This window comes from Mesorhizobium sp. B263B2A (assembly GCF_020165775.1).
Taxonomy (GTDB): Bacteria; Pseudomonadota; Alphaproteobacteria; order Rhizobiales; family Rhizobiaceae; genus Mesorhizobium; species Mesorhizobium opportunistum.
In genome coordinates this window covers 53,747-66,196 of sequence record NZ_JAIUIU010000021.1, presented here as the reverse complement: position 1 = coordinate 66,196, position 12,450 = coordinate 53,747, and the positions used below count along the sequence as shown (strand labels likewise).

Below are 12,450 nucleotides of genomic sequence, written 5' to 3'. Positions count from 1 at the left end.
CGGGAGAAGGTGGATCGACGCGTCAGCGTCGAGACGGATGAGGGGTGTTCCAGCTTGGCGCCAAGCTACCCCTCACCCGGATTGCCAACCGATTTGCGAAGCGCAAATCGGGGCAATCCCACCTCTCCCACAGGGGGAGAGGTAGAAGCGCTACTACCCATGCGCCACCATCACATGGCGCACCGCGGTATAATCCTCCAGCGCATAAAGCGACATGTCCTTCCCGTAGCCGGACTGCTTCAGCCCGCCATGCGGCATTTCGTTGGTCAGCATGAAGTGGGTGTTGATCCAGGTGCAGCCATATTGCAGGCGTGCGGCCGTCGCCATGGCGCGCGAGACGTCCTTGGTCCACACCGACGACGCCAGGCCATAGTCGCTGTCATTGGCCCAGCCCACCGCCTCGTCGACTTCCGTGAACCGAGTGACCGAGACGACCGGGCCGAAGACTTCGCGGCGTACGATCTCGTCCTCCTGCAGCGCGCCGGCAACGACGGTCGGCTGATAGTAGAAGCCGGTGCCCTCGCCCGGCTTGCCGCCGGTGGTGATCTCGATGTGCTTCAGTTCCGAGGCGCGCTCGACGAAGCTCGACACGCGGTCGCGCTGGCGGCGCGAGATCAGCGGCCCGATCTCGTTCTCGGTATCGTCCGATAGATTGTACTTGATGGTCGACACAGCCGACGAGAGATCGGCGACGAGCTTGTCGTAGATCTTCTTGCCGGCATAGATGCGGCAGGCGGCGGTGCAGTCCTGGCCGGCATTGTAATAGCCGAAGGCGCGCAGGCCTGCGACGACGGAGCCAAGGTCGGCGTCGTCGAAGACGATGACCGGCGCCTTGCCGCCGAGCTCAAGATGCGTGCGCTTGACCGATTTGGCGGCCGCCTGCAGCACCTTCTTGCCGGTAGCGACGTCGCCAGTGATCGAGATCATATTGACCTTGGGGTGGTTGATCAGCGTGTTGCCGACACTGTCGCCACGGCCGAGCACGACGTTGACGACGCCTTCGGGCAGGATCTCGGCCAGGATTTTCGCCAGCTTCAGCGCCGTCAGCGGCGTCTGCTCCGACGGCTTGAAGACGACGGTGTTGCCGCCGGCAATCGCCGGCGCGACCTTCCAGGCCATCATCATCAGCGGATAGTTCCAGGGCGCGATCGAGGCGACGATGCCGATCGGGTCGCGCCGCACCATCGAGGTGTGACCAGGCAGATATTCACCGGCGACGACACCCGGCATCGAGCGGACAGCGCCGGCAAAGAAGCGGTAGCAGTCGACGATCGCCGGGATCTCGTCATTGAGCACTGAATTGATCGGCTTGCCGCAGTTCAGTGCCTCGAGTGCGGCGAATTCCTTCGCTTCCGCCTCGATGCGGTCGGCGATCTTGAGCAGGTAGCCCGAGCGCTGCGCTGGCGTGGTGCGCGACCACAAGACGAACGCCTGTTCGGCGGCCGCTACCGCCGCCTCGATCTGCGCCTGGCTGGCCTCGGGCAGGTTGAGGATGGCCGCCCCGGTCTTCGGATTGAGGATCGGCTCCTCGGCGTCCGTGCCCTTCTCGAATTTCGAGCCGATCAGCATCTGAGTGTCCATTGGGTTCCTCCTTGATCAGGAGCGAGTAGCGAGTAGCGAATAGCGAATAGGGTCAGGTATCGATTTCCCTATTCGCTATTCGCTACTCCCTATTCGCCGTTTTCATTTTCCACCCCCAGCGATCTGGTCTCCGTCGCGGGTCAGGTAATAGGCAAACAGGATGGGCAGCAGCGTCACCAACACGACGACCATGGCCACGACATTGGTGACCGGGCGCTGGCGCGGACGGATCAGCTCCTCCAGCATCCAGATCGGCACGGTCTGCTGCTGGCCGGCGGTGAAGGTGGTGACGATGACTTCGTCGAACGACAGCGCGAAGGCCAACATGCCGCCGGCAAGCAGCGCGGTGGCGATATTGGGCAGCACGACATGCCGGAAGGTCTGGAAGCCGTCGGCGCCGAGATCCATCGAGGCCTCGATCATCGAGCCGGAGGTGCGGCGGAACCGGGCAACCGCGTTGTTGTAGACGACGACCACGCAAAAGGTGGCGTGGCCGAGCACGATCGTCCAGAACGAGAACGGAATGTCGGCGAGCGCGAAAGCCGACCGCAGCGCGATGCCGGTGATGATACCGGGCAAGGCGATCGGCAAGATGACCAGCAGCGAGATGGTCTCGCGGCCGAAGAATTTTGTCCGCGACACCGCGGCGGCGCAGAGCGTGCCGAGGATCAAAGCAATCGCGGTCGAGATGGCGGCGACGCGCACCGAAAGCGACAGCGCTTCCCAGACATCCGGCCGGTTCCAGGTGACGGCGAACCACTGCGTCGTCAGCCCGGGCGGAGGCCAGACGAAGCTCTTCTCTTCCGTCGTGAAGGCGTAGACGAAGATCAGCAGGATCGGCAGATGCAGGAAAAGCAGGCCGCAGGCGGCGGCGATCTTCAGGCCGAGCGGAGCCGATTGACCACGGTCAGAGCGCATCGAAAGCCCCCATGCGCTTGGCGCCCCACAGGTAGAAGCCCATGATGACGATCGGCACCACGGTGAAGGCGGCGGCGAGCGGGATGTTGCCGGCGGTGCCCTGCTGCGAATAGACGGCCTGGCCGATGAACAGGCGCGAGGTGCCGATGATCTGCGGGATGATGTAGTCGCCCAATGTCAGCGAGAAGGTGAAGATCGAGCCGGCGACAATGCCGGGCAGCGCCAGCGGGAACAGCACATTGCGGAAGGTCTGGCCCGGCGAGGCACCGAGATCGGACGAGGCCTCGACCAGATTGGCGGGCACGCGTTCGAGCGCGGCCTGAACCGGCAGGATCATGAAGGGCAGCCAGACATAGACGAAGACGATGAAGGTGCCGGTGAACGATACCGACAGCGAGTTGCCGCCGACCACCGGTAGCGACAGCCAGGCATCGAGCAGCCACAGCAAATGCAGCTTGGCGAGCAGCCAGGTGAGAATGCCTTCCTTGGCCAGGATCAGCTTCCAGGCATAGATCTTGACCAGGTAGCTCGACCACAGCGGCAGCATGACGCCGAGATAGAACAGCGCCTTCCAGCGGCCGCGCGCATAGCGTGCGGCGTAGTAGGCGATCGGAAAGGCGACAATGGCCGAGGCCAGCGTGACCAGTGCCGCCATCGTCACCGTGCGCAGGATGATGTCGAGATTGGCCGCCTGGAACAGGTCGCCATAGGTCTTCAGCGTGAACTCGCGATTGATGAGGCCGGAGAACTCGTCGATGGAGAAAAAGCTTTGCGCCAAAAGGGCGAACAGCGAGCCGATATAGACGATGCCGAGCCACAAAACCGGCGGCAGCAGCATGAGGAGCAGCAGGAGCTGCGGCCGGCGCCAGAACAGGTCCGACAGCGCGCCGCGCAGGCCGCCGCTGCCCGGCAGGATGGCGGGCGCGGGATTGGCGTTGAGCGCGGCGAACGTCATGGGGCGACCGCGGCGATTGGACCAATCGAGGCCAGGCCGCGATCCGTCACACCCCCCTCTGTCCTGCCGGACATCTCCCCCGCAAGGGGGGAGATCAGCAGCTTGTCTGTCCTGCCAGTTCTGCAGCGGAGACGATTGGGGAAGCCGTTGGTGACAGCGAATCTCCCCCCTTGCGGGGGAGATGTCCGGTAGGACAGAGGGGGGTGCTTGGCGCAAACCTTCCTCATGCCGGCTCATCCATCAAATGCAGGCTCTCGCGGTTGAAGGTCAGCACCACGGCCTCGCCTTCCGCCGGGAGGGCCGCGCCGGCCGGCACGATGGCATGCAGCTTCAAGCCGTCGGCATCGAGCGCCAGCCTGGTGGTGGCGCCGAGATAATTGGTCGAGACCAGGCGGGCGGCGACGCCTTCGCCGCTTGCGGCGCGGCCGACACGAATGGATTCGGGACGCAGGCTCCCCCAGCGGTGCTGGCCGGAATAGCGCTGGACGAAATCCGGCGGCAGCACGTTGGATGAACCGACGAAATCGGCGACGAAGCGCGTCTTCGGCCGCTGGTAGATGTCCTCCGGCGTGCCGATCTGCATGATCTTGCCGTCATTGAAGACGGCGACGCGATCGGCCATCGACAGCGCCTCGCCCTGGTCGTGGGTGACGAAGACGAAGGTGATGCCGAGCGCCTTCTGCAGCGACTTCAGCTCTTCCTGCATGTTCTCGCGCAGTTTCAGGTCCAGCGCACCGAGCGGCTCGTCGAGCAGCAGCACCTTGGGCTGGTTGACCAGCGCGCGAGCCAGCGCGACGCGCTGGCGCTGGCCGCCGGAAAGCTGGCCGGGGCGGCGGGCGCCATAGCCAGGCAGGCGCACCAGTGTCAGCGCTTCCTCAGCCGCCTTGTGCCGCCCAGCCTTGCCGACACCCTTGACCATCAGCCCGTAGGCGACATTGTCGAGCACGTTGAGATGCGGGAACAGCGCATAGTCCTGAAACACCGTGTTGACGTTGCGGCGGTAGGGCGGAACGCCCTCGGCGCGTTCGCCGAAAATCGAGATCGAACCCGCCGTCGGCTGCTCGAATCCGGCAATCAGGCGCAGGCATGTGGTCTTGCCCGAGCCCGACGGCCCGAGCATGGCGAAGAACTCGCCCGGCGCAATGTCGAGATCGACCGCATCGACGGCGCGAACGCTGCCGAAATGGCGGGAAACCTTCTGGAAGGAAACGGCTGATGTCATGGGCGTCAGTCTGTTTTTGCCGGATCAAACAAGGACGAATTCACGTGCCGCTTCACCTCCCCCTCGATGGGGGAGGTCGCGGCGAAGCCGCGGGTGGGGGTGATGGCGCGGACCTATCGGACAGTCCCCCACCCCGACACTGCGCGTCGACCCTCCCCGCGAGGGGGAGGTAAGAGAAATCACCGTCCGCCGATGACGCCGATATAGTCCGAGACCCAGCGGTAGTAAGGCACGCACTGGTTGTTCTGGGTGGCGCATTTCGAGACCGGCGTCTTCCAGAACTTGATCTTGTCGAAATTGTCGTAGCCGTTGGTCTTGCAGCCTTCCTCGCCAAGCAATTCGTTGCCCTTGCAGGCGGCGGGCACCACGGGGAGCGATCCGAACCAAGCCGAGACATCGCCTTGCACCTTGGGCGACAGCGAATGTTCGAGCCACATATAGGCGCAGTTCGGATGTGCCGCGTCGGCTTCCATCATGGTGGTGTCGGCCCAGCCGGTGACGCCTTCCTCCGGCACGGTCGAGGCAACCGGCTTCTTGGCGGCGACCAGCGTGTTGACCTGGTACGGCCATGAACCGGAGGCCACGACGCCTTCGTTCTGGAAATCGTCGACCTGGATGGCGGCATCGTGCCAGTAGCGGCCGACCAGCGTGCGCTGCACGCGCAGCAGGTCGAGGGCTGCCTTGTACTGGTCTTCGTTGAGCTCGTAGGGGTCCTTGATGCCGAGTTCCGGCTTGTGGAACATCAGATAGTTGGCGGCGTCGGCGATGTGGATCGGTCCGTCATAGGCCTGGACGCGGCCCTTGTTGGACTTGCCGTCGGGCAGCTTCATCTCCTCGAAGACGACGTTCCAGCTCTTCGGCGCTTCCTTGAAGACCTCGGTGTTGTACATCAGGATGTTCGGTCCCCACTGATAGGGAACGCCGTAGTGGACCTTGTCGACGGTGAACCAGGGCGCGTCTTTCAGCCGGTCGTCGACCGACTTCCAGCTCGGGATGAGATCGGTGTTGATCGGCTGCACGCGCTTGCCGGCGACGAGGCGCAGCGAGGCATCGCCCGAGGCCGTGACGAGGTCGAAACCGCCCTCGTTCATCAGCGAGACCATCTCGTCCGAGGTGTTTGCGGTCTTGACGTTGACCTTGCAGCCGCTCTCCTTCTCGAAGGCGGTGACCCAGTCATAGCCCTTGTCGGTCTCGCCGCGCTCGATATAGCCCGGCCAGGCAACGATATTGACCTCGCCTTCGCCCTTGCCGAGTTCCTTGACCTGGGCGATGGCCTGGCCGGAGAAGGCGAGCGCGACCGTCAGCGCCGTGCATGACTTCAGGAATGAATTCATCGTCGATCTCCCATTTGAGGGGCCGCGCTGCTGTGGCGGCTTTGTTCCCTGGACGGAAAGTGCTTGGAAAACTCCGGTTTCGCAAATTCATTTATCAGAAGGGCGGTATCGGTTTTTCCGATAGCTGACACTGCTGGATCAGAGGCGCTGGCGGACCATCCTTTGCGACTGGGCAAGCCCGATGAAATCGCGCGCCGACTGCGGCAGGCCCGAGCCGCGCCGCCAGACCATGCCGACCTGCACCACCGGCAAGGAGCCGGAGATATCGCGCGATTCGATGCGGTCGCCTTCCAGCGACCATGGGCGGTAGACAAGGTCGGGCAGCAGCGCCACGCCGGCGCCGGTGGCGACCAGGCTGCGCACGGCTTCCACGGACCGGGTGCGGAAGGCGACATGCGGCCTGGCGCCGATCGCCGTCAGCAGCTTGCCGGTGTTCTCCTCGATCTCATCGACGGTGAGCATGATCAGCGGCTCGGAGGCGATGTCGCCGATGCCGATGATGTCGGCGCCGGCGAGCGGATGGCCGAGCGGCAGCCACAGGCGATAGGCCGAGACCTCGAGGATTTCCGATTGCAGGGCGGTGCGGTCGCGCAGATTGGACGTGACCATGACGGCTATGTCGAGCTTGCCGCCGATCAGGAGATGTTCGAGGTAGTCGCCATTGTCCTCGATGGCCGAGACCTCGACGCCCGGATAGGCGCGGCGGTAGCGCGAAAGCAGATCCGACAGCACATAGCCGGCGACCAGCGAGGTGACGCCGAGCTGCAGCCGCCCGCCGGTCGCGGCCTGCTCGCCGGAGAAGGAGCGGCGCGCATCGGAAACGTCGGCGAGGATCTTCGTCGCGTGGCGCAGGAACTGGTGACCCTTGTGGGTGATGTTGAGACCGCGCGGATGGCGTTCGAACAATTCGACGCCGAGATCGCTTTCGAGCTCCTTGATCGCCTCGGTGACGGACGATTGCGAAATGGAGAGGTTCTGTGCCGCGCCCGACACCGTGCCTTGCTCGGCGACGGCAATGAAGAACTGCAACTGGCGGATGGTGAAAGCCATGGCCGGACTAAACACGGCGCAAGCGGCTGTGGGAAGTGCCGGTCGGCCAATCGTCAACAGGCCCAATCGTCAAAAGGCCCGGTCGTCAACAGACTGGATCAGAACCCGGCCCGCGCGCCGGCCTGCGTCAAAGCGGCGGCAATGTCATGCGGCGGTGAGCGATCGGTGGCGAGTTCGGAAAAGCCGTCGAAGCTGCAGACCTGGACCAAACCCTGGCGGCCGAATTTCGTGTGGTCGGTGATGACAAGGGAGCGCTGGCCGCGCGACAGCACCATGCGTGCGAATTCCGCCTCTTCGAGATCATAGTCCATGACGCCCGTCACCGCGTCGACGGCACCGGTGGAGATGACGGCGTGGCTGACCGAGAAACGGCTGACGAACTCGATGGCCGAGGCACCGAAGGCGGCACCGGAATCGCTGCGCAACTCGCCGCCGGCCATGTAGACCTTGTTGCCGTTGATGGTGGCCAGCGTGCGGGCGATGTCGGACGAATTGGTGACGACCGTCAGCCGCCGATGGCCGAGCAGTTCCCGCGCCAGGAACGAGGTCGTGGTGCCGGTGTCGAGCATGATCGATTCGCCGTCGCGGATGGTGGCGGCGACCATGCGGGCAATGACGCGCTTGGCATCGGCATTCTCGCGCATGCGCCGTTCGAATGGCGCTTCGCCGACCATCGAAGGCAGGCCGATGGCACCATGCATCTTCAGGACCGAGCCGTCGCCGGTGAGCGGCTTGACGTCGCGGCGTACGGTTTCGAGCGAAACACCCAGCCGGTCGGCCAGGCTGGCGATGGTGACGGTGCCCTCCTCCTGCAGCAGCCGCAGGATTTCGCCGTGGCGTTTCGAATGGACCATCTGGTTTCCCGGGTTCAGAACTTTGACCGATTCTAAGGTAATTCAAGCGGTTTTAAAGGAACTATCCCTTCATTTCGGGCAAAATACCCAAAAAAGGTCACATCTTTTTGTTGACAGCCGGGCAACCTTGGCGTGAAATCCAATCTCAGAGGGTTCGGAGCTGCAACGGGAGGGCGATGGCAGAGCCGAAACTCACTGGCCAGACAGCTTGGCATGTGGCTGGCGCAAGGAATTTTCAGATCCGCGGGGGCGGATGCCGGGCTCAAAAACCTGGCCACGGGGCTCGTCGGTGCGGTGCGGGATACCGATCCTGGCGTCCCGCACCGACGAGATTATCCGCGTTTCTCCCCGCTGTCGTCGCGCTGCCCGTAGCGCCTCGTCGAAACCCAGCAAACCAGGCCATAAACCAGGGATAACTCCGTGATTGCAGAAGACCGCATCCGTGCCCTGCCCTGCTGGACCGGGGCCATCGAGATCGCCCCACTGCCCGGCGGCCTGAGCAATGCCAACTATGTGGTCAGCGACGCCGCGGGACGGCATGTCGTGCGCTTCGGCCAGGACTATCCCTTCCACCATGTCTTCCGCGAGCGCGAGGTGATGACCGCGCGAGCCGCGCACGCCGCCGGTTTCGCGCCGGCGGTGCACTATGCCGAACCGGGGATCATGGTGACGGCGTATCTTGGCGCCAGGACCTATCTGGCCGACGATGTGCGCGCCAATCTTGGCCGGGTCGCGGCCCTGATGCGCGGCTTCCACCGGGAGATGCCCAACCATATCTCCGGCGCCGGCTTCATGTTCTGGGTGTTCCACGTCATCCGCGATTATGCACGTACGCTGGAGGAAGGCGGCAGCCGCAAGCGCAGCGAACTGCCGCACCTGCTGACACTGGCGGACGAACTGGAGCGCGCTCAGAAACTGCTGCCGATCGTCTTTGGCCACAACGATCTGTTGCCGGCCAACATTCTCGACGACGGCAACAGGCTGTGGCTGATCGATTTCGAATATGCCGGTTTCAACACGGCCATGTTCGACCTTTCAGGCGTTGCCTCGAATGCCGGCATGAGCGATGAGGAATCCTTCGCTTTCCTGACCGCCTATTTCATGAAGGAGCCGGACGAAGCGATCCGCCGCTCGCACGCGGCCATGCAATGCGCCTCGCTGCTGCGCGAGGCAATGTGGAGCATGGTGTCGGAACTCTATCTCGACGCGCCGGGCATCGATTACGTCGCCTATACCGAGGAAAACCTGGTGCGGCTCGACGCGGCGCTGGAAAACTACCGGACAAAATACGGGATCCTGAAATCATGACATTGCCTGGCCATGCCGCGATCGTCGTCATCGGCGGCGGCATCATCGGCTGTTCGACGGCCTATCATCTGGCGCGCGACCACAAGGCCGAGGTGGTGCTGCTCGAGCAAGGCAAGCTGACCTCGGGCTCGACCTGGCACGCCGCCGGCCTGGTCGGGCAATTGCGCTCGTCGGCCTCGATCACCCGCGTACTCAAATACTCGGTCGAACTCTACAAGGGGCTGGAGGCCGAAACCGGCCTTGCCACCGGCTGGAAGATGACCGGCTGCCTGCGGCTCGCCACCAATGCCGACCGCTGGACCGAGTACAAAAGGCTGGCGACGACGGCGAAGAGCTTCGGCATGGACATGCAGCTTTTGTCGCCGGCGGAGGTCAAGGCGATGTGGCCGCTGATGGAAACCGGCGATCTCGTCGGCGCCTCCTGGCTGCCGACCGATGGCCAGGCGAGCCCCTCGGACATCACGCAGTCGCTGGCCAAGGGTGCGCGCATGCATGGCGCCAAGCTTTACGAGGATGTGCGCGTCACCGGTTTCGAGATGAAAGACGGCCGCATCACCGCGGTGAAGACCAACAAGGGCGACATTGCCTGCGACAAGGTGGTGAACTGTGCCGGGCAGTGGGCGCGGCAGGTCGGCGCCATGGCCGGCATTAACGTGCCGCTGCAGCCGGTGAAGCACCAGTACATCATCACCGAGAAGATCGCTGGCCTGGCGACCGACGCGCCGACCATCCGCGACCCCGACCGCCGCACCTATTTCAAGGAGGAGGTCGGCGGCCTGGTGATGGGCGGCTACGAGCCCAATCCGCAGGCCTGGAAGACCGATCTGCCGGGCGGCGACGTGCCCGACGATTGGGAATTCCGGCTGTTCGACGACGATTACGATCATTTCGAGCAGCATATGACACAGGCGATCGCGCGCGTGCCGGCGCTCGAAACCGTCGGCGTCAAGCAGATGATCAACGGGCCGGAGAGCTTTACGCCGGACGGCAATTTCATCCTCGGCACGGCACCGGAATGCGCCAACATGTTCGTCGGCGCCGGCTTCAACGCCTTCGGCATCGCGTCCGGCGGCGGCGCCGGCTGGGTGCTGGCGCAATGGGTGGTCGATGGCGAGGCACCGCTCGACCTGTGGGTGGTCGACATCAGGCGCTTTTCCAACTTGCATCGCGACCGGCAATGGGTGTGCGACCGCACGCTGGAAGCCTATGGCAAGCACTACACGATCGGCTTCCCGCATGAAGAATATGTCAGCGGCCGGCCGCGCATCGTCTCGCCGCTTTATGAGCGGCTGAAGCAGCAGCAGGCCGTGTTCGGCTCGAAGCTCGGCTGGGAACGGCCGAACTGGTTCGCGCCAGAGGGGGTCGAACCGCGGGACATCTATTCCATGGGCCGGCAGAACTGGTTTGCGGCGGTTGGCGACGAACACCGGCATGTGCGTGAAAAGGTCGGCATATTTGACCAGTCGTCGTTCGCCAAATACGAGTTGAGCGGACCTGACGCCGCGAAGGCCCTGGACTGGATCTGCGCCAATGACGTCAGCAAGCCGGCCGGCCGGCTGATCTACACTCAGCTTCTCAACACGCGCGGCGGCATCGAGGCCGACCTGACCGTGGCGCGGCTGGCCGAGGAAACATTCTACATCGTCACCGGCACCGGGTTCCGCACCCACGATGCCTCGTGGATCAGCGACCATATCGGCGAGGGCCTCGATGCCACGCTTGCCGATGTCACCGAGGATTTCGGCACGCTGTCGCTGATGGGCCCCCGGGCGCGCGATGTACTGGCTGATGTGACCGATGCGGACGTGTCGAACGCAGCATTCCCGTTCGGCCATGTCCGTGAAATTGCCATTGCCGGCCACACCGTCCGGGCGTTGCGCGTCACCTATGTCGGCGAACTCGGCTGGGAGCTGCACGTACCGATCGCCGCCACCGGTGAAGTCTTCGACGCGCTGATGGCGGCCGGCAAGAGGCACGGCATCCGCCCTGTCGGCTATCGCGCGCTGGAATCGCTGCGGCTGGAAAAGGGCTATCGCGCCTGGGGCGCCGACATCACGCCCAACGACACGCCGCAGGAAGCCGGGCTCGGTTGGGCGGTCAAGCTACGCAAGAACACCGATTTTGTCGGCCGGCGCGCGCTGGAGAAGGCCAACGGCACGGCATTGAAGAAACGCTTTGCCGGCTTCACGGTCGATGATCCCGACATCGTGCTGCTCGGACGCGAGACCATCCTGCGCAATGGCGAGCCGGTCGGCTATCTGACCAGCGGCGGCTATGGTTACACGCTGGGCAAGAACATCGGCTACGGCTATGTGCGCAACGCCGATGGGGTGAGCGACGATTTTCTCGCCTCGGGCGACTATGAACTGGTCGTGGCCATGGAGCGGGCGCCAGCCAAAATCCATCTCGAGCCGATGTACGATCCGGCAGCGGGGCGAGTGAAGGCCTAGGCTCTGCTGTTTTGACGCAATTCCCAAGGGAAAGCGCTACGCGCTTTTCCCGGGAAACCGCTCACACTTTCCTGGAATTGCTCTAGTTGACGCGCAGGGCAAGACCGCGGCTGGGCACGGTGTCGGCCTCGCCCGGCATGGAGACGTAAGGCCGCGTTTCCTCGACGCGGGTGACGAGGCCTTGCGCCTCGAGTTCGGCGATGCGCGCGGCAAAACCTTGATCCCAGAGCGTGTTCTTGACCGTCAGCACGATGATGCCGCCCGGCCGGCAGATGCGGATCAGTTCGTCCAGCCCTTCGACGCCGACATGGCCCGAGGTGAAGACGCCGGCAGAGACGATACCGGCATAGGCATCATCGGCAAAGGGCAGCTTGCCACCAAGCGCCAGGCAATGCAGCGCCGAATAGACGCCTTTGCGGGCGGCCTGATCCAGCATGCCTTGCGAGATGTCGAGCGCCTCGACCTCAGGATAGCCTGCAATGTTCAACCATTCGCCGATGAGCCCGGTGCCCGCGCCGGCGTCGAGCAGCGGGACTGAGCCGCGCGGCAGATGGCGGGCCAGCAAGGCAAGGCAGATCGTCGGATGGCGGTAGCCGGCGGCCGACATGTCGGCGTCATAGGTTTGCGACCAGCGGTCATACAGTGCCGCCACTTCCTCGGGCCGTGTCGCGGCATAGGCTGCGCTGAGTGCGCCCAGGTGTTTATCGTCCGTCATGCTTTCTCGCCCGATCGAGTTGCCTTCGATCGGATGATAGCCAAACGGCGAAAATTGTGGAAC

Annotated in this window: 10 protein-coding genes; 2 read left to right on the top strand and 8 right to left on the bottom strand. The window is 64.0% G+C overall.

Features of this window, described 5'->3' with window-relative positions:
- Positions 1-153: 153 nt before the first annotated feature.
- The 7 genes from LB568_RS26365 to LB568_RS26335 form a co-directional block, all read right to left on the bottom strand.
- On the bottom strand, positions 154-1,581 hold the full coding sequence (locus tag LB568_RS26365) for a gamma-aminobutyraldehyde dehydrogenase (protein WP_013891393.1): 1,428 nt from the start codon (positions 1,579-1,581) through the stop codon (positions 154-156).
- Between the two features lie 102 nt (positions 1,582-1,683).
- Positions 1,684-2,499, bottom strand: coding sequence for an ABC transporter permease (locus LB568_RS26360; RefSeq protein WP_013891394.1), 816 nt, complete (start codon positions 2,497-2,499; stop codon positions 1,684-1,686).
- Entirely contained in the window at positions 2,489-3,454 is a 966-nt protein-coding gene (locus tag LB568_RS26355; protein WP_224731656.1) for an ABC transporter permease, read from the bottom strand. Before LB568_RS26355 ends, LB568_RS26360 begins: the two co-directional genes overlap by 11 nt.
- Positions 3,455-3,677: 223 nt before the next feature.
- On the bottom strand, positions 3,678-4,676 hold the full coding sequence (locus LB568_RS26350) for an ABC transporter ATP-binding protein (protein WP_224731655.1): 999 nt from the start codon (positions 4,674-4,676) through the stop codon (positions 3,678-3,680).
- Positions 4,677-4,855: 179 nt separating this feature from the next.
- Positions 4,856-6,010, bottom strand: coding sequence for an ABC transporter substrate-binding protein (locus tag LB568_RS26345; protein ID WP_013891398.1), 1,155 nt, complete (start codon positions 6,008-6,010; stop codon positions 4,856-4,858).
- A gap of 138 nt (positions 6,011-6,148) precedes the next feature.
- Positions 6,149-7,060, bottom strand: a complete 912-nt coding sequence (locus LB568_RS26340; RefSeq protein ID WP_013891399.1) for a LysR family transcriptional regulator — start codon at positions 7,058-7,060, stop codon at positions 6,149-6,151.
- 98 nt (positions 7,061-7,158) lie between these two features.
- A complete protein-coding gene (locus LB568_RS26335) occupies positions 7,159-7,914 on the bottom strand; it encodes a DeoR/GlpR family DNA-binding transcription regulator (protein ID WP_224731654.1) in 756 nt (251 codons plus the stop codon).
- A gap of 420 nt (positions 7,915-8,334) precedes the next feature.
- Between LB568_RS26335 and LB568_RS26330 the strand changes: the two genes are divergently transcribed.
- Both LB568_RS26330 and LB568_RS26325 read left to right on the top strand, forming a co-directional pair.
- On the top strand, positions 8,335-9,222 hold the full coding sequence (locus LB568_RS26330) for a phosphotransferase family protein (protein WP_013891401.1): 888 nt from the start codon (positions 8,335-8,337) through the stop codon (positions 9,220-9,222).
- Positions 9,219-11,672 carry a GcvT family protein gene (locus LB568_RS26325; RefSeq protein WP_224731653.1) on the top strand — a complete coding sequence of 818 codons (2,454 nt, stop codon included), beginning with the start codon at positions 9,219-9,221 and terminating at the stop codon, positions 11,670-11,672. The genes LB568_RS26330 and LB568_RS26325 overlap by 4 nt, the downstream gene beginning before the upstream one ends.
- 82 nt (positions 11,673-11,754) lie before the next feature.
- On the opposite strand, the gene LB568_RS26320 is transcribed toward LB568_RS26325, so the two are convergent.
- Positions 11,755-12,387 carry a class I SAM-dependent DNA methyltransferase gene (locus LB568_RS26320; RefSeq protein ID WP_224731652.1) on the bottom strand — a complete coding sequence of 211 codons (633 nt, stop codon included), beginning with the start codon at positions 12,385-12,387 and terminating at the stop codon, positions 11,755-11,757.
- Between the last annotated feature and the right edge of the window lie 63 nt (positions 12,388-12,450).